The organism is Mucilaginibacter endophyticus, assembly GCF_003351025.1.
Taxonomy (GTDB): domain Bacteria; phylum Bacteroidota; class Bacteroidia; order Sphingobacteriales; family Sphingobacteriaceae; genus Mucilaginibacter; species Mucilaginibacter endophyticus.
The window spans coordinates 806,250-832,720 of sequence record NZ_QPCG01000001.1; the positions used below are offsets into that span (position 1 = coordinate 806,250).

General features: G+C 42.2%; 23 protein-coding genes. 8 read left to right on the forward strand and 15 right to left on the reverse strand.

From position 1 onward, the window contains the following. Positions 1–29: 29 nt before the first annotated feature. From DUL71_RS03350 to DUL71_RS03370, 5 genes are all read left to right on the forward strand, one after another. Positions 30–1,052, forward strand: a complete 1,023-nt coding sequence (locus DUL71_RS03350; protein ID WP_114936727.1) for a FecR family protein — start codon at positions 30–32, stop codon at positions 1,050–1,052. Positions 1,053–1,312: 260 nt separating this feature from the next. Further along, the gene (locus DUL71_RS03355; protein WP_161964363.1) at positions 1,313–4,729 is read left to right on the forward strand and encodes a TonB-dependent receptor; all 3,417 of its coding nucleotides are present in this window, start codon (positions 1,313–1,315) and stop codon (positions 4,727–4,729) included. Positions 4,730–4,747: 18 nt separating this feature from the next. After that, on the forward strand, positions 4,748–6,244 hold the full coding sequence (locus tag DUL71_RS03360; protein WP_114936729.1) for a RagB/SusD family nutrient uptake outer membrane protein: 1,497 nt from the start codon (positions 4,748–4,750) through the stop codon (positions 6,242–6,244). Between the two features lie 36 nt (positions 6,245–6,280). Continuing rightward, positions 6,281–7,582 (forward strand): cytochrome c3 family protein, encoded by a 1,302-nt coding sequence (locus DUL71_RS03365; protein ID WP_114936730.1) that lies wholly within the window; start codon positions 6,281–6,283, stop codon positions 7,580–7,582. A gap of 176 nt (positions 7,583–7,758) precedes the next feature. Then, a complete protein-coding gene (locus DUL71_RS03370) occupies positions 7,759–8,115 on the forward strand; it encodes a hypothetical protein (RefSeq protein WP_114936731.1) in 357 nt (118 codons plus the stop codon). Between the two features lie 408 nt (positions 8,116–8,523). Here DUL71_RS03370 and DUL71_RS03375 read toward each other — a convergent pair whose 3' ends face one another. Then, positions 8,524–8,943 carry an OsmC family peroxiredoxin gene (locus DUL71_RS03375; protein WP_114936732.1) on the reverse strand — a complete coding sequence of 140 codons (420 nt, stop codon included), beginning with the start codon at positions 8,941–8,943 and terminating at the stop codon, positions 8,524–8,526. 111 nt (positions 8,944–9,054) lie between these two features. Then, entirely contained in the window at positions 9,055–10,125 is a 1,071-nt protein-coding gene (locus DUL71_RS03380) for an NADH:flavin oxidoreductase/NADH oxidase (RefSeq protein ID WP_114936733.1), read from the reverse strand. Between the two features lie 212 nt (positions 10,126–10,337). On the opposite strand from DUL71_RS03380, the gene DUL71_RS03385 reads away from it, so the two are divergent. Both DUL71_RS03385 and DUL71_RS03390 read left to right on the forward strand, forming a co-directional pair. Beyond that, positions 10,338–10,874 (forward strand): GNAT family N-acetyltransferase, encoded by a 537-nt coding sequence (locus DUL71_RS03385; protein WP_114936734.1) that lies wholly within the window; start codon positions 10,338–10,340, stop codon positions 10,872–10,874. A 61-nt stretch (positions 10,875–10,935) separates the two neighbouring features. Beyond that, positions 10,936–11,505 carry a tetratricopeptide repeat protein gene (locus tag DUL71_RS03390; protein ID WP_114936735.1) on the forward strand — a complete coding sequence of 190 codons (570 nt, stop codon included), beginning with the start codon at positions 10,936–10,938 and terminating at the stop codon, positions 11,503–11,505. Positions 11,506–11,641: 136 nt separating this feature from the next. Here DUL71_RS03390 and DUL71_RS03395 read toward each other — a convergent pair whose 3' ends face one another. From DUL71_RS03395 to DUL71_RS03410, 4 genes are all read right to left on the reverse strand, one after another. Continuing rightward, positions 11,642–12,529, reverse strand: a complete 888-nt coding sequence (locus DUL71_RS03395; protein ID WP_114936736.1) for an alpha/beta hydrolase — start codon at positions 12,527–12,529, stop codon at positions 11,642–11,644. A gap of 67 nt (positions 12,530–12,596) precedes the next feature. Then, positions 12,597–13,481, reverse strand: a complete 885-nt coding sequence (locus tag DUL71_RS03400) for an alpha/beta hydrolase (RefSeq protein WP_114936737.1) — start codon at positions 13,479–13,481, stop codon at positions 12,597–12,599. An 18-nt stretch (positions 13,482–13,499) separates the two neighbouring features. Continuing rightward, positions 13,500–14,462 carry an MBL fold metallo-hydrolase gene (locus DUL71_RS03405; protein WP_114936738.1) on the reverse strand — a complete coding sequence of 321 codons (963 nt, stop codon included), beginning with the start codon at positions 14,460–14,462 and terminating at the stop codon, positions 13,500–13,502. A 362-nt stretch (positions 14,463–14,824) separates the two neighbouring features. Continuing rightward, positions 14,825–15,919 carry an AI-2E family transporter gene (locus tag DUL71_RS03410; RefSeq protein WP_112567824.1) on the reverse strand — a complete coding sequence of 365 codons (1,095 nt, stop codon included), beginning with the start codon at positions 15,917–15,919 and terminating at the stop codon, positions 14,825–14,827. Between the two features lie 273 nt (positions 15,920–16,192). Between DUL71_RS03410 and DUL71_RS32270 the strand changes: the two genes are divergently transcribed. Next, positions 16,193–16,369, forward strand: a complete 177-nt coding sequence (locus DUL71_RS32270; RefSeq protein ID WP_167443286.1) for a DUF6496 domain-containing protein — start codon at positions 16,193–16,195, stop codon at positions 16,367–16,369. Between the two features lie 59 nt (positions 16,370–16,428). Here the strand turns inward: DUL71_RS32270 and DUL71_RS03415 are convergent, their stop codons facing one another. The 9 genes from DUL71_RS03415 to DUL71_RS03460 all read right to left on the reverse strand — a co-directional run bounded on the left by DUL71_RS03415 (position 16,429) and on the right by DUL71_RS03460 (position 26,470). Next, a complete protein-coding gene (locus tag DUL71_RS03415; protein ID WP_114936739.1) occupies positions 16,429–16,941 on the reverse strand; it encodes a hypothetical protein in 513 nt (170 codons plus the stop codon). 17 nt (positions 16,942–16,958) lie between these two features. Further along, positions 16,959–19,055 carry a M48 family metallopeptidase gene (locus DUL71_RS03420; RefSeq protein ID WP_114936740.1) on the reverse strand — a complete coding sequence of 699 codons (2,097 nt, stop codon included), beginning with the start codon at positions 19,053–19,055 and terminating at the stop codon, positions 16,959–16,961. Further along, on the reverse strand, positions 19,056–20,033 hold the full coding sequence (locus DUL71_RS03425) for a Gfo/Idh/MocA family protein (RefSeq protein ID WP_114936741.1): 978 nt from the start codon (positions 20,031–20,033) through the stop codon (positions 19,056–19,058). Between the two features lie 582 nt (positions 20,034–20,615). Then, positions 20,616–21,608 carry an L-glyceraldehyde 3-phosphate reductase gene (gene mgrA / locus DUL71_RS03435; RefSeq protein ID WP_114936743.1) on the reverse strand — a complete coding sequence of 331 codons (993 nt, stop codon included), beginning with the start codon at positions 21,606–21,608 and terminating at the stop codon, positions 20,616–20,618. 172 nt (positions 21,609–21,780) lie between these two features. Next, positions 21,781–23,091 (reverse strand): bifunctional folylpolyglutamate synthase/dihydrofolate synthase, encoded by a 1,311-nt coding sequence (locus DUL71_RS03440; RefSeq protein WP_114937460.1) that lies wholly within the window; start codon positions 23,089–23,091, stop codon positions 21,781–21,783. A 145-nt stretch (positions 23,092–23,236) separates the two neighbouring features. Further along, a complete protein-coding gene (locus DUL71_RS03445) occupies positions 23,237–24,055 on the reverse strand; it encodes an energy transducer TonB (RefSeq protein WP_114936744.1) in 819 nt (272 codons plus the stop codon). Positions 24,056–24,297: 242 nt separating this feature from the next. Next, the gene (locus DUL71_RS03450) at positions 24,298–24,699 is read right to left on the reverse strand and encodes an ExbD/TolR family protein (protein WP_091219820.1); all 402 of its coding nucleotides are present in this window, start codon (positions 24,697–24,699) and stop codon (positions 24,298–24,300) included. Further along, on the reverse strand, positions 24,696–25,409 hold the full coding sequence (locus tag DUL71_RS03455) for a MotA/TolQ/ExbB proton channel family protein (RefSeq protein WP_112567836.1): 714 nt from the start codon (positions 25,407–25,409) through the stop codon (positions 24,696–24,698). The genes DUL71_RS03450 and DUL71_RS03455 overlap by 4 nt, the downstream gene beginning before the upstream one ends. Further along, positions 25,406–26,470 carry an SPOR domain-containing protein gene (locus DUL71_RS03460; RefSeq protein ID WP_114936745.1) on the reverse strand — a complete coding sequence of 355 codons (1,065 nt, stop codon included), beginning with the start codon at positions 26,468–26,470 and terminating at the stop codon, positions 25,406–25,408. Before DUL71_RS03460 ends, DUL71_RS03455 begins: the two co-directional genes overlap by 4 nt. Position 26,471: the final 1 nt, after the last annotated feature.

Here is a 26,471-nt window from a genome sequence, read left to right on the forward strand (position 1 = left end):
TGATTTATAAACCGGAATTATTTTCTTTCATGAAAGAACCTATACGCATTGATTTGCTTGAGAAATACATTAAAGGCGATTGCACCGAGGCCGAGATAGCTTTGGTAAAGCAATGGTATTTCGGCTTTGAGCATGAAAATGATCATGTTTCGGATCTTTCTCCTGCCGAAGAAAAGCAACTGGAGGAGAATATCTATTTCAGTATTATCAGCAACCTTAATCTTGTTAATCTGCCTGTAACTGAAGAGCAGCCAAAAGTTAGGCCGTTCCGGAAATGGTATGCTGCCGCGGCTGCCGCTGCGGTTGTTTTCGCCCTATCTGCTGTTGCTGTTTTGTATACTCAAAAAGCAAAAGATCAACACCTGGTGGCAGCCACAGTAAGCGACGTTCATCTGTTTAACGTTGCCAATAACACCGGTCATATTTATAAAGTTACCCTGCCCGATAGTAGCGCCGTTTGGTTAAGCCCATCGGCAAAAATTAGCTATCCTAACGCGTTTGCCACCAACTCGAGGATGGTAAGCATATCCGGTGAATGCTTTTTTGAGGTGACTAAAAATCCTCAGCGTCCTTTTATTATCAGCAGCCGGTCGATAGTTACCAAAGTTTGGGGAACCAGCTTCCTGGTACGTGATAACGAGCAAAGTAATGTAGCCGATGTATCCGTATTAACCGGTAAAGTTTCGGTAAGCGCTAAGGGGAGTGCTATTACAACCAGGCTTACTAAAGATGAGGTGATGATCTATCCGCACCAAAAGGCGGTTTATCTAAACGATAAGCATACCCTGACTGCGCAGGCTGTTGAAGAAAAATCAACGGTAAAGCAATATCAGCGTACCCGTCTGGTGTTTGATAATAAACCCCTGAGGGATATCATCCCGGTGCTTGATTCAAGTTTTAATGTTAATATTAAAGTAAGCAGCGAAAGGCTAAACCATTATATCCTGAATGCAGATTTTGAAGGATTTAACTTACCTGACGTGCTTGACGCGCTAAAGAAATCGCTCAACGTTGACTACGCTATTGTGAACAACCATATTGAACTTAAATAACCAATTCTATTAAACGCTCAAAATTATAAGATGCACAAAAAACTACAAACCTAAAGAAGAAAGCAAAACACACCCGAAATGATCTGCATAAAAAAACTTAGAAGTGTTGCGAGCACCCCTAAGTTTTAAGGATCAAAAGCCCGTTCCGCTAAGAACACCTCAAGGAGGTGTGCGGGCTATTAATTGTCTCATTTTTAACAAAGAAACATAACAAATATATGAATTTTCGTTTACGAAGGCCCATCCCATGGGGTAAAATCATGAAGATCACTTTTAGCCAGGTCCTGATAGCAATAATGGTAAGCAGCATGACTTACGCAAGCCCAATTAAAGCTCAGGGTATACTTAACAAAAAGGTAAATGTTACGCTCAGCAACACAACTATGCTTGAGGCTTTACAGTACCTTCAAAAAAATAACAATGTAAAGTTTATTTACAGCGCCAGCTCACTGGATGCTGATAAACACTTTTCATTAGATATCAATAACCAAACATTAAAAACCGTACTTGACCAGGTGTTTAAAAACAACGGCATCAATTACGATGTAATGAACGATAGGGTAGTGCTTGAAAAAAAGGCTGCTACCACGCCAACTGTTAACGCCGCTGAGCCAGGTGTAGTAATCACCGAGCAGGCTGCCGCTAACGTTACCATTACAGGTAAAATCACCGATAACACAGGTCAGCCTGTACCGGGAGCTACCATTACCGAAAAAGGTACTACAAATGGTATCACAGCTGGTGCCGATGGTGGCTTTAAATTGTCGGTTGCTGGTCCGCAATCTGTTATCGTAGTGCAGTTTATCGGCTACGCCAAACAGGAAATTGTAGTTGGTAATCAAACTGTTATCAACGTTGTATTGGCCGAAGATGTGAAAGCCATTAACGAAGTTGTAGTTGTAGGTTATGGTACCCAGAAAAAGGTAACGGTTACCGGTGCTATCAGCAGCGTTAAAGCGAGCGATCTGCAGGATCAACAGGTTACCCGTGTTGACGACGCGCTTCGCGGTCGTGTAACCGGTGTTAGCGTTGTGCAAAGCTCTGGTTCTCCAGGTTCTTCGCCTCAAATTAGGGTGAGGGGTGTTACTTCAAGGTTAAACAGCGATCCGCTATATGTTATCGACGGTATTGTGGTTGATAATGGCGGTTTAGATAACGTTAACCCTAATGATGTTGAATCAATTGAGGTGTTGAAAGATGCTTCTGCCGCTATTTACGGTTCACGTTCATCAAACGGTGTAATCATTGTAACTACCAAAAAAGGTAAAAAAGGTGATGCGCAGATATCTTATAACGGCTACGTAGGTATCCAGTCGCCGGTTAGCAAAGTTAAATTGGCTAATGCTTCTCAATATGCTACTTTAAGGAATGAGTCTAAAACAAATGATGGTGCAGCGGCTCCTTTTGCTAACCCGGCATCATTTGGTACGGGTACCAACTGGCAGGATCAGATTTTTGATAACAATGCGCTTATCCAAAATCATAACCTGAACATCAGTGGTGCATCTGAAAAAGCCAACTATTACACTTCATTCGGTTACCTTGATCAGCAAGGTGTGGTAATGCCGGAGATTTCAGGTTACAAAAAGTTTAACTTTACTGTTAATACTTCATACAAGCCTAAAAAATGGTTAACCATTGGCGAAAACTTTACTTACTCATATACCAAAAACAAAGCTTTCGGTAATACCAACAGCGTATTTGGTGGCCCGTTAAGTTCATCGTTAAACCTTGATCCTATTACCCCGGTTACTGTTAGTGATATTAACGGTCAGCCAAATGTTAGTGATTATCAGAAAGCAAATATCATCCGTAACGGACAAGGTTTGCCTTACGGTATATCTGGTTATGTTGGGCAGGAGATCACCAACCCATTGGCTTATGCTCAAACTGTTTTGGGTAACTATAGCGATGCTACAAACTTATTAGGTAGTGCTTTTGTTGAAGTTGAACCAATTCAGGGCTTAAAATTAAGGTCGCAGATTAGTGCAAAACAAGCGTACTACGGCTCTGACGGTTTTACGCCTTTGTACTATCTTAACTCAAGTACATCAAATACTACAACCAACCAAACCCAGGCCTACAACAGGAACTTATCATGGAACGTAGATAATACTATTACCTACACCCGTTCTTTTGGTAAAAACAACCTGACAGCTTTGGTAGGTACAAGTGCTCAAAAAACCACTGCTTCAGGCTTGCAAGGCTCATTCTTAGGCGAACCTGCAACTTCACTTGCCGACGCGTCGATACTTTACGCTTTACCTGCAGCAAACAGGATTGCGGCAAGCGCGCTTGGTTTAGATGATGTGCAGCCACATACCCTTGCTTCATACTTTGGCAGGGTTACTTATGATTACGATCAGAAATACCTTTTCTCTGGTATCATCCGTCGTGATGGTTCATCACGCTTTGGTGCTAACCACCTTTACGGTACATTCCCTGCCGGTCAGGTTGGTTACGTAGTAAGCCGTGAAGACTGGTTCCCTAAAAATACTTTTGTTGATTTCTTCAAACTACGTGCTTCATACGGTTCTGTAGGTAATGAGAGGGCCCTTGGGCCGTTCAGGTATGCTGCAACAATCGGTAGCGGTCGTAACGCCATTTTTGGTGACGCCGTGGGTATTGGTTACAGTCCTAACCAGCCGCCTAACCCTAACCTGAAATGGGAAGAAACCCATACTACAGATATCGGTTTCGACGCGACATTGTTCAATAACCTGAGCGTAACTTTTGATGTGTACAAAAAGCTTACAAAAGGCATGTTACAGGATGTGCAGTTGCCTTCATACGCTGGTTTTGCAGGCCAACCATCTGATAACGTTGGTGACATGGAAAACAAAGGTGTGGAGTTAAGCCTTAACTATACCAACAAAATCGGTGAGTTTAATTACAGCGTTGGCGGTAACATTTCATACAACAAAAATACAGTAGTAAGCTTGGGTAACCAGATTGATCACTTTAATCAGGGTACAGTGCAAAGCAGCACTTATGAAATTGGCCGTATCACGCCAGGTCAGCCTATCGGCGAGTTTTATGGTTTCAAAGAGTTAGGCGTGTTCCATTCACAGGCCGAGATTAATGCTTATACCAAAAATGGTCAATTGATACAGCCAAATGCTAAGCCAGGCGACTTTAAATGGCAGGATACAGATGGTGACGGCAAAATCACCCAAGCCGACCGTCAGTTTTTGGGTAATCCGCTGCCTACATTTACTTATGGTATTAACTTTAATGCTAACTACAAAAACTTTGATATCAAATTATTTGGACAAGGTGTTTGGGGCAACAAAATTTACCAGGCTTACCGCAGGTTAGATATCCCATCTGCAAACTATCCTATTGCAGCACTTAACGCGTGGACGCCTGATAACAGCGGTAGTAATTATCCGCGTTTAAGTGATGCCGATCCTAATAACAACTTTAAAAACCCGTCAAATTTCTACCTGCAAAGCGGCGCTTACTTCCGTATAAAAACTTTGCAGTTAGGTTACAATTTGCCTGCAACATGGTTGAAATCAGCTGATATTAAAAGGGTAAGGGTATTCCTGAGCAGCAATAACCTGGTAACTATTACAGGTTACAAAGGCTTTGATCCGGAAATAAGCGGCGGCATTGATATGGGTCTTTATCCTCAGGCCCGCACTTTTATGGCTGGTTTGGATATCACTTTATAATAACAAATTACAATTATCATGAAATCGAAACATATAATATATACAGGGTTGGCTTTGATGGGAATGGGTGCCATGGTATCGTGCAAAAAATCATTCCTTGAACTGCAGCCCAAAGGGCAGTTTTTAGAATCAAACTATTATGCAAATCCTGATGAGGCTTTTGCAGCGGTAATTGCTGCTTATGACCCTTTGGTAACTGAAACCGGTGGTATCGATAATACTTATTCTGATCCGCTTGGTGCATTAAACGCAGCTTCTGACGATTGTTTTGCAGGCGGTGGTAGCGCATCAGACGTTACTCAGTGGCAGGTAATCAACAATTATACATTAACGCCGGCACAAGGTCCTCAAAATCAATTTTGGGCAATCAATTTTCAGGGTGTTAACCGTACCGATGTATTGTTGGAAAACTTGCCTAAAGTACCGGGCCTGAGCGCTGATTTGTTAAAACGCTATACTGCCGAAGGTCAGTTTTTGCGTGCACACTATTATTTTGACCTGGTTAGGTTATTTAAAAACGTGCCTTTAATTCTTAACTCATTAAACCTGACTAACGTATACGACCAGGTACAGGCTACTCCAGAAGCTGTTTACACTCAAATTGAAACCGATTTGAAAGCGGCTATCCCGGGTTTACCTGCTACTGTACCTACAAGTGATGGCGGCCGTGTAACACAAGGCGCAGCCAAAGCTTTATTGGGCAAAGTTTATCTGTACGAAAAGAAATGGGCAGATGCAGCTACCATGCTGAAAGATGTGAACACCAACTATGGTTATAAATTGTTATCGAATTACGGTGCGATTTTCAGCCCAACAAATAAGTTCAACAGTGAGTCGATTTTTGAACTGGTACACTCAGGTACACAAAGCTATACCTGGGCCAACTGGGATCAGTTTAAATCAAATATTTATACCCAAATGATTGGCCCGCGTAGCTATACCGGCCCAATTTATTATGGTGGTGGTTATGGTTTTAACCCGGTAACAACCCAACTGGCTACTGCTTTAAAAGGCGACCCACGTTATGGTTATACTGTTGTTAACATCGACAGCTTAACTAAAGCTACCAAAACCAGTTATTCGCCAAGTTATCAGAATACCGGTTACTTTATCCAAAAATATGCGCCGGTGTTGGCTAACAAAGTTACAACAGGTACAACCGATTTGAACTGGCCTAATGACTACATCGAGATCCGTTTGGCTGATACCTACCTGATGGAAGCTGAAGCTAACCTGAATGGCGGTGGCGACCAAAGCCGTGCACAAACTTTGCTTGACGCAGTGCGTACTCGTGTTGGCTTAGCCTCAAAACCTGCTACGCTTCAAAATATCTATGACGAGCGCAGGCTTGAACTGGCTACAGAAGGTCACCGTTGGTTTGACCTTGTACGTTGGGGCCAGGCACCATCAGTACTTGCATTTAAAGGCTTTAAAGCAGGTGTAAACGAGATATTGCCTATCCCGTTAAACGAAACGCTTAACGGCACCAAAATCAAACAAAACCCAGGTTATTAATTTAACCGGTAATTAATAAAAAGGCTGTCATGTTACATGGCAGCCTTTTTATCTTTATATGGAGGGGTATTGCATTTCCTCGTCAGGTTTATAAGTAATATTATGCTTAAGCAGCGCACATTCTTTTTGGCTTTGTTGTTACTGATACCTTTGAGTTTCTTACTGGTGCAGTGCTTTAGCGATAAGCCGCAGGATCCAAGGGCAGAGATCTTTGCCGGATCGGCAAGTTGTGAGAAATGCCATAAGGATGTTTATAATAGTTACCTGCATACAGCGCACTATCTTTCTTCACGGCCAACATCTGCTGAAATTGTACACGGGAGTTTCGATTCGAATAGAAACACGTTGCAATATGCCGATGGTACTGTTGTTAAAATGGAAAAGCGTAACGGCGAGCTTTACCAGGTAAGCTATACCAACAATAAAGAAACTGTTGCCCATAAAATGGATATTACTTTTGGGGTAAACAAGGCGCAAACCTATATGTACTGGCAGGATAAGCAGTTGTTTGAATTGCCGGTATCCTATTTTAATACGGTACATGGTTGGGCAAACAGCCCTGGTTATGATGGTACTAAGCCAGATTTTAACCGCCCAATTTTGCAAAGATGTTTTGAGTGCCACGCATCATTCATCAGGCAGGCATCGCAACAAAATATAGATCTGCAAAACCGCAAGATCGAGTTTGAGCCGGCATCTATCATTTATGGTATCGACTGCGAACGTTGCCATGGCCCGGCAGCTAACCACGTGAATTATCATGAGGCGTATCCTGAAGAAAAGACCGCTAAATATATCACCCGGTTTGCTTCGCTTACCCGCGCTCAAAAAATGGATGCCTGCGGGGTGTGCCACTCAAGCAGCAAACAGGCGTTCCAGCTATCAACCTTTAAATTTAAAATGGGAGATACTCTGGCCCGTTTCAAGGAGCCCGATTATTTAAATATACAAACCAACGCGGCTTCGCTTGATGTGCATGGTAACCAGAATGGGTTACTAACGGCCAGCAAGTGTTATTTAATGAGCAATATGGATTGCAGTACCTGTCATAACACGCACGTAAATAATGGCGGTAATCTTGCCCTGTACTCAAAAAAATGCATGAGCTGCCACACCGAAGCCAACCATAACCTGTGCAAGGTTGCACCTAAGTTAAGTGCCATGATGCAAAATAATTGTATTGATTGCCACATGCCGCTTAAACCATCAAATACAATCGCGGTTAATGATACTTCAGGTAAAAGTTCATCACCTTACCTGGTGCGTACCCATCGCATCGCTATTTATCCAAACGAGACCAAGAAGATCCTTGCGTTTCTGAATACAGCCGGTAAATAGCTTTATTTGGGTAAATAAACCAAGAAATGTCATTGCGAGGAACGAAGCAATGACATTTCTTTTTCTAATGGGTGTGGCTACTTTAGAAAGTGATTACGATCACTTTTTTAACGTTCTCTGGTCATGGCACGGCTGAGCCGTTCAGGCCATCTTTGTATCATTAAAAGATAACAATCATGGCAACTTTAAAAATAAATGCTCCTGAATGGACCGCTGCAAATACCAATACCGCTAATATTAAAGCCAATAACAATATCTGGACTAAACTAATAGCCTTTGCCGATAGCCAGGCTCCTAATAAAACCATCTGGTTTATGTTTTCTCTTGTTTCACAGGGTGTTCTTTTTCTGCCTATACCAGCTTTTCTGCTCTATTACTATAATGCTCCTATAGCTATACTGGCTGTTACACTTGTCCTGTTCTTTGGTAACATTATAGCCGGCATGGGTGGTTTAGGCATCCGGAGCTTACTCGGTTTGTTTGCATTCAGCGTTTTGGTACATATTACCATGTTGCTGGTATTCATGCTATAAATATCGCTTATTTTACCCCTAATTAAATATTGTGCTGAAAAGCCGCCGGGAGCGAAACCGGCGGCTTTATTATGTTAAAAACTATAGTGCGTACGTGTTTTATGGTTTCAAATTCCCCGTAGGGGATACCTGTTTGTAGCAAAAATCAAAGTAATAACCTTTTGCCTCGTAGGGGCTACCCTGGCGAATATGGTGAATATTGGGTTGCACCTACGGCGCAAAATATTTTTCGAGCGGTGGTCTACAAACAGGTAGCGCCTAAGGGCGCAAGCTGTTACTGTTTATATGTTATCTTTTTTATAGTTGGGAGGCGTTAAGGCAGGACAAATGCAAGATCTTGATGTAGCAGTAATAAAAAGGGGGTTGTGCTGTGCACAATCCCCTTTTTATTACTGCTATTGAACGAAATTAAGCGTAAGTAACTTCTAAACTAATTGGCACGCTCAATGCTTTTGAAATAATGCAATTAGCTTTGGCGCCTTCTGCAATTGCTTTAAACTGTTCTTCAGACACGCCGTCAATTGCAGCTCCTTTTAATTGCAAAAGTATGCCGGTTACTTCTAAAGCCTGCATATCCAGATCAAGGATAGCATCAGTAGTTAAGTCGTTAGGTGTGAAGCCTGCCTGGGTTAAAGCAGCGCCAACAGCCATAGTGAAACAGCCTGCATGAGCAGCAGCCAATAACTCTTCAGGGTTGGTGCCAATGCCATCGGCAAAGCGGGTTTTAAATGAATACTGGGTTTTGTTTAATACAGTACTTTGGGTAGTGATTTCTCCCTGACCTGCCTGTAATGTACCGTTCCAATGTGCGTTTGCTGTACGTTTCATAGTGTGTTGTTTTATATTAGTTCATAGTTTATGGTTCATAGTTCATGGTTTGATTTTTAGGTAATAGTTTTAGGTTTTGCTATGAACCATGAACTATTAGCCATTAACCAATTAATGCCATTTGGCCCGTTCATATTGTACCGGCCATTTTATTTCTTCGCCAAGCTCGTGCGCCGCGCGTAGGGCAAAATGCGGATCACGGAGCATTTCCCTTGCAAAAAACACCAGATCGGCACGTTCATTTTTTATAATTTCATTGGCCTGGTCAGATTTGGTGATCAAACCTACGGTACCTGTAAGTATACCGCTTTCTTTTTTAACTTTCTCAGCAAATTCAACTTGATAACCTGGTATTAATGGAATTTTAACATTTGGTATGTTGCCGCCTGTTGAGCAGTCTACAAGGTCAACGCCTTTATCCTTTAAGATTTTGGCCAAAGTTACTGAATCATCGACGCTCCAGCCACCGTCTACCCATTCGGTTGCCGAAATACGTACAAATAGCAGGTTTTCTTCGGGCCATACCTGCTTGATATCTTCGATGATCTCAAGCAATAAGCGGATCCGGTTTTCAAAACTGCCGCCATATTCATCTGTACGATGATTGCTGAATGGCGAAAGGAACTGGTTGATGAGATAACCATGGGCTCCATGCAATTCAATCGCCTGGAAACCGGCGGCTATTGCTCTTACAGCAGCGGCTTTAAAATCGGCTTTCACTTTTTCAATACCTGCCTTATCCAGTGCTATCGGAGCTTCTTCACTTTCAGTAAAAGAAAGGGCGCTTGCTGAAACACTTTGCCATCCGTTGGGCTGATCAGATGGAATCTGTTTGCCGCCATCCCAGGGCCTCTGGTGACTGGCCTTGCGACCGGCGTGAGCTAATTGCGTACCAGGAACAGCACCTTGAGCTTTTATAAAATCGGTGATCTGTTTTAATTTCTCAATATGTTCGTCTTTATATAAACCCAGGTCAGCATAAGTAATACGCCCTTCGGGCGATACAGCGATGGCTTCGGTGATGATCATTGCCGCACCGCCGGTTGCAAAACTGCCAAGATGTACCAGGTGCCAGTCGTTAGCAAAGCCGTCCTGGCTTGAATATTCGCACATAGGTGATACTACAACGCGGTTTTTAAGTTCGATGTTTTTTATTTTGAGGGGAGAAAAAAGTGTAGACATACTTTTGTTTTTTTACAAATATGCTCACTAACAAGCAGTGTGCATGTACGGTTTTTGTAAAATATTTATAGCCCGGATAAAATGATTTTAAGGTGAGGTTTGAAAGGGAAATCTGTCCGAATCAAAGTTTTAAGGAGTGTTGAATTTTCAGAATCAGGTAATTATTTAATGTCAAATGTTGAACTGTTGGCCAAAGTATTACTTTTACCGGCATGTCTGCAATTGCAACCCGTTTAGCAACCTTTAATGATATACCTGAACTACAGGAGCTGATTGCCCTTTCTGTTCGTGGGTTAAGCGCTAATTACTATAACCAGCAGCAAATTGAAAGTGCTATTAAATACATTTTTGGAGTAGATACCCAGTTGGTTATTGATGGTACTTATTACGTTGCTGAAATAGATGGTATTACCGTTGGCTGCGGTGGCTGGAGCAAACGCAACACCCTGTATGGCGGCGATCAGCATAAGGAAATTGAAGACCCACTGCTCGACCCCGAACATGACGCTGCAAGAATCAGGGCGTTTTTTGTTCATCCTGATTACGCCCGGAGGGGGATAGGGAGTTACATTATGAAGGTTTGTGAAACAGCCGCCCAAAGCAATGGCTTTAAAAGCCTGCAATTGGGTGCTACATTGCCCGGTGTACCGCTTTATGAAGCCATGGGGTATAAAGCCATGGAAAATATTGATCAGCCCATGCCCGATGGCGTTATTTTACCTTTGGTTAAGATGTTCAAAGTTTTATAGACCAATGAATTCATATTAAACCACTTTTTTCGGCGTTATAGCTAAAACCAAGCCCGTAATCATGTTCAGGAAAATAGTGGTAGCCATAATTTTATTAGTGAGCGTTACATCAGCATATGCTCAAACTGCCGAAGATGCCTACAATAAGTATCTCGATTTTAACCTGGCGCGCCTGCAGGGCGAGCAGGATAAGGCGATGGACCTATCCCGGCAGATTATGCAGGATACGGCTAAGCTATCAGCCAAAGTAAAAATCAATTTTTTCAACTCGCTGGCCAAGCTTTATGAAGATGATGACCAAAGTGTAAACGCCATACCTCTATATGAGCGCGTTGTGGCTGCTGAGCCTGATTATTATGTGGCCCACCGTGCTTTAGGATACCTGTATCTTAAAAATTTCCCGGATGCGGATAAGCCGCTGAGTACCCCATTTGCCGATGCAGAATATATTAAAGCCGCCAAGAAAGCACTTCCACAATTAGAAAAAGCCCAGGCTTGCGATGCAGATGATAACACGCTTACCCTTATCAAAACGCTTTACAAGAACATCGGAGATGACGCCGGGTTAAGCGGACTGGATAAGCGATTAAAAGCGCTGAAAGGGAAGTGTGAGGATATTTTGAGTGATTGAATTTAAATTACGCGTCACATCTTCAACACGTCATTGCGAGGTACGAAGCAATCGCGAACTTTACAGGTACGACCTGCTAATCGGGGATTGCTTCGTACCTCGCAATGACGATTCTTTTTGATTTAACGTAAATCTCTTACTTCTGCCTGAAACTATCTCCAATAAATGCCAGCGCGTCGGTGATACCGGTGCGCCAGTAAGTCCAGTTGTGGGCGCCATCGCTGATGCGGAATTCATGAGGCACTTTCTTTTCTGTTAAGGCTATATGTACCAAACTATTTCCTTTGCTCAGGGCGTCATCATCACCGCAATCTATCCAGTACCTAACGCTTTTAAGCTCATCAGTTGTTTTGCTTTGCACCAAGCCTAATATAGAGTTAGCCTGCCAGGTTGCATTAAGGCGTTCTTTCCCTTTAAGATCGGGGCCGAATACTTTACTGTAAGCTTCTTTCCAACGCTCGTCGGTTACTGCCATAAAATCTTCATCTGTACGTACCGCCGCGCTTAAAGCGGCCGCGGCCGAGAACATCTCGGGGTGTTTTATGCTGTACTCTAAGGTGCCGAAACCGCCCATAGACAGACCGGCCACAGCACGATATTGTTTGGTGTTTTTGATCCGGAACTCATTTTCGATGGCTGGTATAAACTCCTTAAAAAAGAAATCCTCGTAACTCTGTTTTCCGTTATAGGCATTGATGTACCAGCTTGTTCCTGCATCGGGCATAACAATGATCATAGGGGGGATGGTACCATCGGCAATGGCTTTATCTGCATAGCGGTTAACTTCGCCAAACTGAAGCCAGCCGGTATGGTCATCTCCGTAGCCATGCAACAGGTATACCACCGGGTAGGTGCGGTTGGATGTTTCATAATCGGCAGGCAGGTAAACCGCGTATTTTACGTTGTGATTTAAAATATCGCTTTTTACGTATTGCTCCTCAATCACTTTACCGGTAGTTTGCGCAAATACATTTACCGAAATAAACAGTAAGCAAAGCAGCAAAATCCTTTTTATAGTACTCATATTATAATTTATTCAATCAAATTATCATTTGCATATCTGCACATCTGAAATTTGCACATCCACCTAATTATTTTTGTCTGAAGCTATCACCAATAAATGCCAGGGCGTTGATAATGCCTGTGCGCCAATAGGTCCAGGTGTGGTCTCCATCACGCACCCGGAATTCATGCGGTACATTTTTTTCAGTAAGGGCGATATGCAACAAACAATTGCCTTTGCTCAGGAAATCGTCGTCGCCGCAATCTATCCAGTACCTTACAGCTTTTAGTTCATCGGTAGTTTTGGTTTGTACCATATTTAAAACCGAATTGTTTAGCCAGGCATTATTAACCCTGTCTTTTCCTTTTAAGCCCCGGCCATAAAGCTGAGCGAATATTTTATTATAGGTATCGTCGGGAGTGTTGATCAGCTGATCGTCGGGGAATACGGCAGCGCTTAAAGCTGCGCCCGCGGCAAACAGGTCGGGGTGTTTAAGTGTGTAGATCAGTGTACCATAGCCACCCATAGATAAACCAGCTACGCCACGGTATTTTTTTTCGGCTTTAACACGATAGATCTTTTCGACATGGGGCATAAACTCCTTGATAAAAAAGTCCTCATATTTTTCCTTGCCATCGTACGAGTTGATGTACCAGCTCGAATCGGCATTAGGCATTACTATGATCATTGGCGGGATAGTGCCATCGGCAATGGCCTTATCCGCATAGCGGTTAACCTCGCCAAATTGTAGCCAGCCGGTATGGTCATCAGTGTAACCGTGCAACAGGTAAACTATCGGGTAAGTGCGATTTGCCGATTCATAATCGGGTGGGAGGTATATCACGTAGTTTACGTTACGCTTTAAAATTTTGCTTTTAAAATTTTGCTCCTCAAGTACTTTGCCCTGCTGTGCAAACAAACTGAAGCTGCCTATCATCAGCAGACATAAAAAAACGGGTTTAAGTATTTTCATAGTGCAGATATTTTAGGTTTAAAAATTGAGCGCTTTACCTTGTTGCGGATATATCAGGTTTAACTGTAATTTATTGGCTTCTTTTAGCTGAACTTTAATTTTACTGATGCTGGTAACTGGCGGCTTTAAATGCGTTACCACAATATTTAAACCTTTAAGAGCATCAGTACCAGTAAATGAGGCCAGTTTATTCATCTCGTCCATCAGCCATTTTGGGGTAAGGTGACCAAACAGGGTTTTATCCGGCTGCTCGTTAGGAAAAGATACCTCAATTAATATGGCTTTCAGTTTTTTGTTTTTTACCAATGGAGCTATGGCTTGCCACAGGTTTTGCATATTACTGCTTTTTTCTATTTCATCCGGACCCGTATCGCCAAGGTAAAGCAGGTAATTATCGTTACTATTTACTAAAAAGGCGGTACTTGTTAAATTGGAATGGCTAAGCGGGAATGCCTTTACCTTAAGTTCGGTATTTTCGATATCGGTTTCTGCGCCTGGTTCCAATACTTTATAGTGGTATTTTTTAAGAGCGGGAGTTTCGCCCTGATCGGCAAAGTTGGCCCAGCTTTTCCAGGTAAAGTAGTGGGTTTTTATAGTCTCAATACAGTCGTTAAGCGCGTAGATATTTTTAGTACTATCCTCGGGAGAGTTGATGATAAGCCCGGCAATATGGTCAAGATGCGAATGGGAGATGAAATACCCTTTAATGTACTGCCTCATTACAGTGCTTGCAGCTACATTAAAGCTTTTATTGGCTACTGCCTTTTCAATGCCGTAATGCAACGTACCGGCATCAAGACAGATATAACTATTGCTACCTGCAGGTGCAAGCATATAGGCCGACAGGTTACTTTCATCGATGCCTCCCAATACACCTAAAGGTACAAGCTTAAAAGCCGTGCCTTTTGACGTTTGTGCTGATACAATTACAGGGAATAGTAAAATATATAAAAGCGGTAGTAATTTACGCTTGAAATTCATTTTTAGGTAGTTTAGCTTTAATATGCTACGCTACTAAATTAAGGATATGCCTAAATAATCAAAGTAAAATGCTACTTGTTTTTATAAACAGTTATGGCGCAAGCCTACATAACGTATCGCGTTTTAAGACAGCGTTCACAAAAAAACTTGCGAATAGGAAGCCAAAACAAAGTTGTTTTTAATAACAGGCCACGTTTCTGCCGGTTTTGTAAGGGTTCGTTACATTTTTTACACTTGTAAATAACCCGAGGGGTATCTCTTACAATTTCCATTATTAAAGGGGTATCAATAGTTTTACAAACTTAGAAGTTTAGTTTATTTAAACGAAAGTTTACAATCCTTGGTTACTCCTTTTAGGAATTTTATTCTGTCTTCATAGCCTTTGCCGCCGATTTTTTGTACTCATAATCACCACCTAACAAATATCCCCACGGTTTAAGTGTTTCAATACGATCAAATATAATTTTGAATATGGCAATAACTGGGATAGATAGGAACATACCCGAAAGCCCCCAGATCATTTCGCCCAGAATGATACCGATAAAAGAGATAAGCGCGTTGAGCCTTACTTTTGAACCTACAATGGTTGGCAGCAAAAAGTTAGCGTCTACCGCGTGAATGCCAATAACACTTACAGCAACTGTTATAGTATTGCTGAGACTGCCAGTAGCGAAAGTAATTACGGTACTTAGCAGCAGGGCCGTAAAGATGCCTATGTAAGGTATAATATTGAAAAGCCCTACAATGATGCCCAATAATGCCGCGTATTTTATACCTATCATCCAAAAAACAGTAATGGCCACACCTGCAACTATTACCATCTCCAATAACAGGCCTAAAATGTACTGTCTCAAAATACTTTGAATGTTTTCAACAATGTCCATTACCACGTGCTCGTTTTCATCCCTGAAAACCCATACTATAAACCGGATAAGCAAACGCCTGTACAGTAATATGAAAAAAGTGAAGATCAGGATGAACACGTAAAACAGCATCAGCGATGAAATTGCCCCGAAAGTTGTACCCAATACGTCGGTACCCGATTCCATTAGTTTTTTAGCAGTGTCATCTACATAGGCCATTTGTTTGGCTGCATTAACGTGAAAAGCATGCTGGATCCATTCCTGGAGGTCCTGTATGGATTGTTTTACCTGTTTTTGAAGCATTGGCCAGTCATTGGCCATATTGGAGATCTGTGAGCCAACAAGGTACAGGATGCCAGCAATTACGCCAACCAGCAGTAGTATTGAAACCAACGAGGCCATGCTGCGGGGAAGTCTTAATTTTTTTTCCAGAAACTCGCATACCGGCAATAGCAATATGGCGAATATGAAACCAAAGATCATAGGATCGAGTAGGTCCTTGCCCACAATAACCAGATAGCCCAGGGCAATGAAGCCGATAAGTACTAAAGCAAGACGTTCGTAAAATGGGGCTAAGAGTTTTTTTGTTGGCATATGGGCAAATGTTGGGGTATTTTATGATGGCTTAACACGCAATTATTTCAGATGTTTTGAAGATAATAAATAATTGGAAACAGGGGAATGAAAAGGCATCAAACATTTAACTTATCGATACCGGCGGACTTAGTAGCAGTTGCAGTTTTAAGTAGCAGTTTTACAACTGTAACAGAACGAACAAACTGTCACTAACACCTGCCACTGCTGCTAATTTAAATTTTGGCAATTATTTTGCATCGTGATAATATCATTTACTTAAAAATTAAGACTATGGCAAAGTATTCAGAAAAAGCGGGGGAGAAGGTTGAGAAAACCATGCACGAAATGAAGGAAGGCAAGCTGAAAAGTGGCAGCGGTAAAAAAGTAACCAGCAAGAAACAGGCTGTAGCAATAGGCCTTTCCGAGGCGAGGAAAGAGGGGGCCAGGGTGCCTAAAAAGAAAAGTTAATAAGGGAGAATCAGGCTCATTGAAAGTGGTTACAAGTTTTTCGATGAGCCTGAACTTTGCTACTTTGTTTTATTAAAATCAGAAGCTATCCAATCGGCCAGCTTACCTTCTTTGTCAATTTTGGTTAGTTTGTTAAGCAGGCTGTTGCTTTTATGATCTGTTTCAATAACATATTTATCAATAACTGATTTCACCGCTGCCAGATTTGCCTTATTTTTATCAAAGGCACTTTTGTTTTGAAGAGCGTATTTGGTATAGCCTCCCATAAAGGTCATTAGCAACTGCGGATTCTTTTCGGTCATTTTTGCTACGCTGTTATTAATTTCTATGCTTACCGACGGGCTTCCCTGTATCCATTTCATCAGAAAAGCGTTAGTTTCCATACGTTTTTGCTCTTCAAGCGCCCAGGGTGTATCCTGAAGCCAGTCAATGCCTTTTATTACATCTTCTTCGTACTTAGTGTAGTCTGCTTTTTCTTTCAAAGTATAATTTTCAGGAACGTGGAAAGTTTGGGCTTTTGCCGCAAAGCCAAAGGCGGCTATTGCTACAAGCAGGATAATGATCTTTTTCATTGTGATTTAGGGTAAGTTCAATTAATTAGCTCAAGCTGAAAATTAAGCAGGCTTTTCTTTATTTCAAAATTGCGTTTAGCAACGCCGGAAACGTAGACATCCATGGCCTCGTTAAAGTTTTGTAAAGCTTTGTTATCGTATCTCGGTTCAAGATAATAAGTATGTTTAGCCGCAAGATATCCCTCTAAAGTATTGATTTGCTCGTCGTTAAAGTATCCGCGGGTTGTTTCATCGGCAATGATCTCTTTTATACGGTTTTTAACATGCCGTTCCTGCTTGTAAACTTCTGCAATGGTATCATGAATTTGATCAACAGTCATTTTATTATAAACCGGAGCAAGGGCACGCATGATGTTATTATACATATCATAATCGGTAACTGCTTCCTGCTGATATTTAAACAGACGGTTATATTGAACAACAAGCCTTTCACGATCGATGCCTGCCGAACGTGTATAGAAAAACAGGAAGAGTTGTTTGTCAAGCTCTTCTACACGTTTTTGTACGGCCTCATATTCCTCTTTAAGTGACTCTTGAAGATTATGAACATCATCTGGGTGGTATTTTGTACCGCGAAAATCAAAAGTTTTGATATGATCGGCAGTATTAAGCTGATCAAATATATCGATATCTCCCTGCATACGCCTTGCCCTTGACGGCAGGTTGCTGTTTTCAGCATTCAGCAATTCTTCAAAAGCAGTATGTTCCTGAATATGGCTATAGTTTGTTACCATTTCATCAATATTGAAAACCGTGATGAGCCTGTCGTCAAAGTAGTTGTTGTACTTCGGGTCAAAAGAGTTTTCACTGATCTTACTATAAAAATCCTGTTTAAAAGCTTCCAGCGTTATTGTTTCGGCATTTTTATCTGTATTAACAATTTCATACAAGTGATTGGTAAGCTGCATTTGTACTTTCAACGGGTCTTCAAAAAGAGCCCAGGCTGATTCTGTTATAGGCTGGGTTATCAGGTTTATGCGATTAACATTCAATTCACGTTCTTCATTAGTGGGGTGTGAAGACCATTGATTTTTAATTACTATTTCGCTGCTTCCCGGAAAATTCCAGTCACTTGATATAATGGGTAGGGAAGTATCATCAATCATTATCTTATGATAGCCAGCAAAATGTTTGATCATTTCAAGGTGCTGAGGATAGAGATTATCCGCCCGTTTATTTTGCTTGATATTGGTGCGCGAGTAATTAATAAGGTTATCGTAACAAGCCTGTCCTATGTCGATACGTTTCAGAGAGCTAACAATATGGTTTGATCCGCTTACATACGCGGCAACGGCATCGGCCTGAAACTCCATTTCTCGGGATAATGCAAGATGGGCTTTATTCACTACAATATATACCTTACGGAGAACGTACTGCATGCCTTGTATAAGCTTGATATTCAGAGAGGCCGCCAGGCTAAATACACCGTGCACCCGTGCAAACCCACTAATAAGTTTACTATAGTCATCGGTATCATATAGCATATCATAAATCACTTTATTGAAGTTGTACACATAACTGCCAACTTTCATGCTTCGCTGAGAAAAGTGGCCAAATTCATGCGCCATCACGGCTTTAAACTCCGAAAGGTTTATGGAATTTATCAGCCCCAAACCTATTTTTAGATTTTTTTTGACCGGCAGAAGCATACTCCAGAAACTTGAACTATAAAATACACCGGCGTTTACATCTGCCGACAGGTAGATCCGTTTGGGTTTGGGAGCCTGAGCTTCGGCAGTGATTTTGGAGATAAAGTCAAACAATGCGGGGTGCTGATCGGCTGTTATTTCGATCATATCCGAATTATCGATACGTGTACGTTTAAAGATAAACTTGATCACAAAATAGACCAGCATAAGCCCCGATAATATCAGTGCGATACCCCCAGCCAGTGTTATAAACGCCGGATGAGCCATCATTATAGCTACACCTATATATCCGAATGCGATGGCTATTCCAAGCGAACCTAAAAATAGAAGCAGATAGCAAACTATAAATAATAGAATAGCGCCCACCGCAAGGTATACACGATTTTTAAAAGCCTTTGAAGGCTTAACTACATTTTTATCAGCCCCTGCTGGCATGGGCGGATACGATAAGGTTAGGTTTTTCATTTATTTCTTTAAAGTGAACGCGTCGATGATATCCATCAGCGTTACAGCTTCTTCAATGGGGCAGGGGTTAGGTCCTTCGCCTTTAAAGTAAGCTACTATTTTTGTGATAAACGGCTGTTGGATATGCTCCGGATGGGTAAAAGTTATAGTTTCTTCTTCAGTGTCGGTTTTCCAGCTGATGTAGTTGCCAAAAAACGGGAAGGTTATTTTTCCTTTGGTACCAACTATCTCGCAGGTATCTGTAGTTTCGCTTTCGGCTACATTAAAGCACCATGAACCATTAACCACCACTTTGTTTTTAAACAGGATTTGCCCGCATACATGATCGTCGGCAGGCGTTGAGTTGGATTGGTTAAGCGAAAAACCATGATATAGTTCAGGCTCTCCAAAAAAGTACAACATCAGATCGAGTTGATGAGGGGCAAGGTCATGAAAATAGCCACCACCCGATAGTTCGGGCAGTACACGCCAGTTGGTTTCCACATCGGCAACAAGGCTGGGTTTGCGGCTTTGCCACATCCTGATCTGTACAGTACGGATATCACCCACAAGTTGCGTATCTATCAGTTCCTTAACCTTTAAAAACATGGGCAATGCCCGACGATAGTGCGCGACAGTAAGTTTCGAGCTACTTTCACTCACAGCCGCCGCCATAGCCTTTGCCTCGGCCGAATTACGGGTTACCGGTTTCTCCACGTAAACATTAAAACCTTTTTTAAGCGCATCAATTGCATAGCCGAGGTGCGACGCAGGAGGAGTAGCGATATAGACGGCGTTCAGTTCCGGATCGTTTAGTAATTCGTTGGCATCGCTGTACCATTTGCCAACACCGTGGCGTGCGGCATAATCCGCTGCTTTTTCGGCATCGCGCCGCATAACGGCCAGAAGGTTACTGCCTTCTACTTTTTTGAATGCCGGCCCACTTTTTTTTTCAGTTACATTGCCGCAGCCTATAATACCCCAGTTTATTGTACTCATATTAGCCTTTTAAATTGCCCCGTAAAGGGGACTTGAAAATAGGTATTTTTTATGATTTGAAATACCCGTAGGCTTCTATCTATATTATTTTTACCGATGTACCGTAGACGCTACCTATTATAGAACCAGGTTAAAACAATTGAAATGTGCCATTAGGTGCCACCCGGTTGCTTATGTATATCAAACTGCGAAGGGTAGCCTCTACGAGGCAAAAAAATGTTTGCTTATTTTTCTACAAACAGGTATCCCCTACGGGGAATTGTGATTGTAGAAGCAGACGGAAAAAGTTATTGATTTTTACTAATGCGCCGTAGGCGCTACCTATTTGTAGAATGAGGTTAAAATAATTGAAATGCATCGTTAGGTGCTACCCTGTAATACATATCAAACTGTGAAAGATAGCTTCTACGAGGCAAAAAAATTGTTCGCTTATTTTGCCACAAACGAGTTCCTCCAATGAGGAATTCCAATTGTAGAAACTGACGGAAGAGCTCCTCATCAGGGTACTTTGGGAGAGACCCTAATGAGAAGCTTTTCAAAAAAGCGGAAGCAGTCATCCGCAATTATTTTCCCTTTAAGGGGTTAGGGGGCCAAAATTTCTTCTATCCTTGCCAATTCTTCGGCCGAAAACTGGATGTTATCCAGGGCTTTCAAAGAATCAGATAGTTGTTCTGGCCGGCTGGCGCCAATCAGTACCGATGTTACACGTTCGTCTTTCAGGATCCAGGCAAGCGCCATTTGGGCCAGTGATTGTCCGCGCTGCACTGCCAGAGTGTTCAAGTCCCGAATCTGGCTCAGGCGTTCGTCGGTGATGTGGCTTTTTTGAAGGAAGCCTGTTGGCCGTGCCGCTCTTGAATCTTCCGGGATGCCGTGCAGGTATTTATCGGTTAACAATCCTTGTGCTAATGGCGAAAATGGGATACAGCCAACACCTTCGTTGCCTAAAACATTCAGCAAGCCGCCTTCAACCCAGCGCTCAAACATGGAATATTTGGGTTGATGAATAAGACATGGCGTGCCCAGTTCTTTAAGTATTTTAATAGCTTTAGAGGCCAGTTCGGCAGGGTAGTTGGAAATACCAACATATAAAGCTTTCCCCTGGCGAACGATCAGGCCCAACGCAGCCATGGTTTCTTCAAGCGGTGTGTTTGGATCGGGACGATGGTGATAAAAAATATCTACATAATCAAGCCCCATACGTTTAAGGCTTTGATCGAGACTGGCAACAAGATATTTTTTGGAGCCCCAGTCGCCATAAGGACCAGGCCACATGGTGTAACCCGCTTTGCTCGATATAATAAGTTCGTCGCGGTAATCACGGAAATCTTCTTTCAGGATCTTGCCAAAATTTTCTTCGGCCGAGCCCGGAGGAGGGCCGTAATTGTTGGCCAGATCAAAATGGGTGATGCCACTATCAAAAGCGAGGTGTAATATTTTGCGATAGTTGTCGGCAACATCAACGTGACCGAAATTGTGCCAAAGGCCTAATGAAATAGCCGGAAGCTTGATGCCGCTGTTACCACAGCGACGGTATTGCATGGTTTGATACCTGTTGGCAGATGCGATATATGTCATATTTTAAGGTAAGGATTGGAGAAGTAAAAATAGAACTTTAAGCAATTAATAAAGGTATTTTTGACAGTTTTTATCTGAGCCGTAATTTTAAAGAATTTATTGAATAGACAGAATAATAATGTTTTCTATCAAAATTCAATAAATTCTTTAATTCGATGAATTCGAGTTCAGACTACACCACCTCCGCCACCACAAAAGTGCTTCCCCCGATAAATACCAGATCATCACTACCGGCATTTTTTTGTGCTGATAGCAGTGCCTCTTTTACAGATGGGTAGGCTTCGCCGATTAAGCCATAATCCTGCGCTTGGGTTTTCATGGTTTCAGCATCCAGGCCGCGGGGGATGTCCGGTTTGCAGAAATAGTAGGTTGCATCTTTTGGAAACATCGGCAATACTTTCCCGATGTCTTTATCGTTCACCATCCCAATAACCATGTGCAGGTGGTTGTATTTAACAGATGCGATATTTTTCATGACTTCCTCAATACCGTCCGGGTTATGCCCGGTATCACAAATGGTAAGTGGGTTATGACTTAAGGTTTCCCAGCGGCCATGTAAGCCTGTAAGGGTTTTAACCTGTTTTAGTGCTGTTTGTATATCATCGTCGGCAATAGTGAAACCTTGCTCACGTAGCTCATCAATTGCAGATAAAACCGTTTTTATATTTTTAAGCTGATAAGTGCCGGGGAGGTCAAGTGCTAAGTCGTAAGTCTTGAGTTCGGAGTTTTTACTTTGGATGTGGAGCTCCAATAATTCGGCGTTATCTTTCGCCTTTTGCCTTTCACCTTTCACTTTTTCTGTAATCCATTGTTCTGATGCAAATCGGATTTTGCTATTAGTTTCGCCCGCTTTATCAGTGAAAACCTTGGCTACTTCTTCTTGTTTCTCGCCTATAATAACAGGAATGCCCGGTTTAATTATGCCCGCTTTTTCGCCAGCTATCAGCGGGAGTGTATTACCCAGCATATTCATGTGGTCCCATCCGATATTGGTAATTACCGACAGGAGCGGGGTGATCACATTGGTTGAATCTAATCTGCCGCCTAAACCAACTTCAATGATGGCTATATCCACTTTTTCCTTTGCAAACACGTCAAAGGCAAGTGCTACGGTCATTTCAAAAAAGGAGGGGGCTATTTCTTCAAAATCGGTTTTATGATCCTCAACAAAGTCAATAACTGTTTGCTCGCTGATCATTTGACCGTTAACACGGATACGCTCACGAAAATCTTTAAGATGCGGAGAAGTATAAAGCCCGGTTTTATAGCCTGCGGTTTGCAAAATGGCAGCCAGCATATGTGATGTTGAACCTTTACCATTGGTGCCGCCTACATGTACGCTTTTAAATTTATGCTGAGGATTATCCAACCGCCTGCAAAGTTCAAGCGTATTGGTAAGGTCTTTTTTAAATGCCGAAGCCCCATCACGTGTAAACATGGGGAGCTGGGTGTAGAGGTATTGGATGGTTTGTTCGTAGTTCATGGGTGATGATTCATGGTTCATGGTTTGAACCACTACTTGATCAGGCAAAAATAGCACTGAAGCTTAGTAAAAGACAACGGGTAATTGTAATATTATTTCGACGGTGCTATAAACCATGAACTATGATCAATTTGCTAGTACCGAATTAATTTACTTTGAACACAAAAACAACGCTACCCCTCTGTATATCTGGAGCGTTATCAAGCGGGTTGAGTTTAGAGTTACGTACTGCATCCTCACATTTTTTAAACAAGGCGTAATCAGATATAGTAGTGCCTTTACCTCCAGCAGTAGCTTTGGTTACATTGCCATCTTTATCAACTTCGATATCAACTACAATTTTACCACTTTGCCGGTTATCGTCACTTACAGAAGGGCGGCTTACGAAGTTACGTTGCGCCATGTTTAGGCTGCCACCATTGCCCGAGCCCGTACCATTATAGTTATTGGTGAGCGTAGTACCCGTGGTTTTACCCTGGTTACCCGGAGTTTTGCCAGTACCATCACCTTCGCCTGTACCGGTCGAGGCTTTGCCTTTGTACAGGGCGTTTTGGTTAACTGTAGGTTTGGCAGGCGGCGTTTTCACCGGAGGCGTAGGGGCTACGTTCTGGCTTGGTTTTTTTGTAGGTGCGGCTACTTCCGGCGCATCCTCATTATTTTGTGTAACTACTGTTTTTTCGCTGCTTTCGGGAGTAGGTTTTTCTTCGGTAGGTTTTGATTCGGTAACCTTATCTGGCTTGGTATGATTGGCTTTTTCGGCTACAGAAGGTTCTTCGGTGCTCATATAATCATCGCCCATACCTTCGTCAACCGTACCATAATTCACAAGGATACCGCCCGTACCATTTTCTTCAACCGGTGGATTTTTAAACACAATAAAATAACATGCCGCTATTAGCACAGCCATGATAATGCCTGTTGCTATAAATGCTTTCGGATAGTTATTTTCTTCCCTGTACTCCATTTTTAAATTAGTGCAATTTTTAATTAGCAGTTTTTTTTAGTAACAGTGGCAGTTTATAGCGGCAGTTGGAAAGGTTATAAGACCACAAAGGAGGCTGCTACTTCAAACTGCAACTGCTGCTTACTACTGCAACTGCTACTACATAACAGCTGCTACTTTTATAATAAGTGGCAGTTTGCTTAAACAATTACAGTAACTTACTGCAATAAGCTACTGCAAATCTTAAACCGAAACTGCCACTGTTATCCCTTAGGCTCTGTTGCCAAAACCAGTTTAATATTCAATTTTTGTGCTACGTCCATTACCTGTACTACATCCTGTATGGCTACAGTTTTATCAACATATAGAACGATAGTAAGTTCGGTAGCCAGGTTTTTATAGCCTGCCAGTGTAGTTTGCAGGGCATCTACCGGGATCTCTTTTTTATCTACGTAGTATTTCAGGTCCTTGGTTACCGATACCGTTATCGTTTTTTTAGATACTGATTGCCCGGTTGACGATTTAGGCAATACCAGCTTAATAACGTTAGGGTTGGTAACTGTTGATGCTATGAGGAAAAACAGCAGCAGGAAGAACATAATATCGTTCATTGCCGATGTATGTACCTCTGCCGATGCGCCCCTGTGTCGTTTCCTTAAATTCATTTGCTCGGCTCCTCTAACAAGTCAATAAATTCAATGGCATCGGTTTCCAGTTTCAGGATCACTTTATCAACCATCATATTTAAAACGTGGTAGCAAACATAAGCTACGATACCTACAAATAAACCGGCTGCAGATGTTACCATTTTTACATATAAACCGCCAGAAATTACACCCATACTGATGTTATCGGTTTTTGAGATATCATAAAAGATCTTGATTACACCGGCAATAGTACCCAGGAACCCGAACATCGGTGCGATACCGGCTACGATACCTAAAATACCAATGTTTTTTTCCAGCTTGGATACTTCCAGTTTACCAACGTTTTCGATAGCGCCTTCAATATCTTTTATTGGGCGACCGATACGCAATAACCCTTTTTGTAACATACGGCCAAGTGGGGTGTTGTTGTTACGGCAAATAGCAATTGCCGATTCAAGGTTGCCTGAATGGATACTTGAACGGACTTGTACCATCAGGTTTGATTCGTCGCGGGATGCCTTACGGATAGTAAAGTAACGCTCAAAAAATATTACCAGGCCCAATACAGCTAAAATACCTATCGGGATCATTACCCAACCGCCTTTGATCAGTAAGTCGCCAAAACGAAGTTCTTCGACAGGTGCTGCTGCAGTTGTTACGGCGTGATTTGCGGTGTCTGCCAGATGTTTGGCGGTATCTGTAAGTTGCTGTATTAATAATAAAGTCATTTCGTAGTGTCAGTAATTTGTTTTGAGTATGTGTCTTTAGTTATTTTTCCTTGTGATATGAGTTTTTTTCTCGCGGTTTCAGCTTCATCAGATGATGCAAATCCTCCGATGATTATTTTAATACGCGGACCGGTGCCTGGGCCTTTCAATATGCGGGCATCAATGCCTTTTCTTTTATAGTCTTTAACAGCCTCTTCGCTTTTAGTTTCCGTTTTAAATGATCCTAAAAAAATAGCGTATTCAGTTTTTGCAACAGTATCAGCATTGGCGGTTGGTTTATTTAACGCTTCAACAGGTTTGGAAATTGCCTTGGTCGTATCCGCGGTTGTAGGAGTTGAGTCCTTTTTTGTGCTGTCTTGTTTAACTACAGGAGCTGCTTTAGGCGTTTCAACTTTTGGTTGTTCAGTTGTATCCCGATCATTAAGGTGTAATAATGCCGGGTTATATTTATAAACACCAAATACCGCAGCAGCAAGGGCAATTATTACCAAAGCAACAATAATCCAGATGTTTGAGCTGCGTTTAACTTCCGGTTCATCGGCAACATATTCCGCCTCATTAGCAAGCGAAATTGTGCTTACCGGCGGCGGTGTAAAAGTTTGCTGTAATGGTATTGCAGAAGGTAAAGGTGGCGGCGGTGGTGGTGGCGGTACATAGTTTACCTTGTTGATTTGAATTGCTGGTAAACCAAAAAATAAAGGATCGATACCCTGTTCCTGCGCCCTGAAGGCTATTTTGCCATCCTGTAAATAAAACCAACCCAGTTCGGCAAAAGGTACTTCGCGCAGGGCCAGTTCTTGCTTCAGGCTGTTAATATATTTTTCGGTGAAATATTTAGACGACGCAAGAGAGATCTTTTTCTTTTCGGCAATATATCGCGTCAGTATTTCATCGTCTTTTTGCTGCTGATCAAAATGCAGTTTATGACCGGGAGGGTGCAATGTTGCCTGGGCATTATCATAGTAGCCATTTACACGGAGCCGCGAAAAGCAGCCCAGGCCGGGTACACTCACTTCAGTGTACCGGCCAAGTAGTTCGCTTAAATAATTGGCTATATCCATC

Coding starts and splice junctions, on each gene's coding strand:
- DUL71_RS03350 (WP_114936727.1), top strand. CDS start 30: ATGAAAGAACCTATACGCATTGATTTGCTTGAGAAATACATTAAAGGC.
- DUL71_RS03355 (WP_161964363.1), top strand. CDS start 1,313: ATGAAGATCACTTTTAGCCAGGTCCTGATAGCAATAATGGTAAGCAGC.
- DUL71_RS03360 (WP_114936729.1), top strand. CDS start 4,748: ATGAAATCGAAACATATAATATATACAGGGTTGGCTTTGATGGGAATG.
- DUL71_RS03365 (WP_114936730.1), top strand. CDS start 6,281: ATGGCAGCCTTTTTATCTTTATATGGAGGGGTATTGCATTTCCTCGTC.
- DUL71_RS03370 (WP_114936731.1), top strand. CDS start 7,759: ATGGCAACTTTAAAAATAAATGCTCCTGAATGGACCGCTGCAAATACC.
- DUL71_RS03375 (WP_114936732.1), bottom strand. CDS start 8,943: ATGAAACGTACAGCAAACGCACATTGGAACGGTACATTACAGGCAGGT.
- DUL71_RS03380 (WP_114936733.1), bottom strand. CDS start 10,125: ATGTCTACACTTTTTTCTCCCCTCAAAATAAAAAACATCGAACTTAAA.
- DUL71_RS03385 (WP_114936734.1), top strand. CDS start 10,338: ATGTCTGCAATTGCAACCCGTTTAGCAACCTTTAATGATATACCTGAA.
- DUL71_RS03390 (WP_114936735.1), top strand. CDS start 10,936: ATGTTCAGGAAAATAGTGGTAGCCATAATTTTATTAGTGAGCGTTACA.
- DUL71_RS03395 (WP_114936736.1), bottom strand. CDS start 12,529: ATGAGTACTATAAAAAGGATTTTGCTGCTTTGCTTACTGTTTATTTCG.
- DUL71_RS03400 (WP_114936737.1), bottom strand. CDS start 13,481: ATGAAAATACTTAAACCCGTTTTTTTATGTCTGCTGATGATAGGCAGC.
- DUL71_RS03405 (WP_114936738.1), bottom strand. CDS start 14,462: ATGAATTTCAAGCGTAAATTACTACCGCTTTTATATATTTTACTATTC.
- DUL71_RS03410 (WP_112567824.1), bottom strand. CDS start 15,919: ATGCCAACAAAAAAACTCTTAGCCCCATTTTACGAACGTCTTGCTTTA.
- DUL71_RS32270 (WP_167443286.1), top strand. CDS start 16,193: ATGGCAAAGTATTCAGAAAAAGCGGGGGAGAAGGTTGAGAAAACCATG.
- DUL71_RS03415 (WP_114936739.1), bottom strand. CDS start 16,941: ATGAAAAAGATCATTATCCTGCTTGTAGCAATAGCCGCCTTTGGCTTT.
- DUL71_RS03420 (WP_114936740.1), bottom strand. CDS start 19,055: ATGAAAAACCTAACCTTATCGTATCCGCCCATGCCAGCAGGGGCTGAT.
- DUL71_RS03425 (WP_114936741.1), bottom strand. CDS start 20,033: ATGAGTACAATAAACTGGGGTATTATAGGCTGCGGCAATGTAACTGAA.
- mgrA (WP_114936743.1), bottom strand. CDS start 21,608: ATGACATATATCGCATCTGCCAACAGGTATCAAACCATGCAATACCGT.
- DUL71_RS03440 (WP_114937460.1), bottom strand. CDS start 23,091: ATGAACTACGAACAAACCATCCAATACCTCTACACCCAGCTCCCCATG.
- DUL71_RS03445 (WP_114936744.1), bottom strand. CDS start 24,055: ATGGAGTACAGGGAAGAAAATAACTATCCGAAAGCATTTATAGCAACA.
- DUL71_RS03450 (WP_091219820.1), bottom strand. CDS start 24,699: ATGAATTTAAGGAAACGACACAGGGGCGCATCGGCAGAGGTACATACA.
- DUL71_RS03455 (WP_112567836.1), bottom strand. CDS start 25,409: ATGACTTTATTATTAATACAGCAACTTACAGATACCGCCAAACATCTG.
- DUL71_RS03460 (WP_114936745.1), bottom strand. CDS start 26,470: ATGGATATAGCCAATTATTTAAGCGAACTACTTGGCCGGTACACTGAA.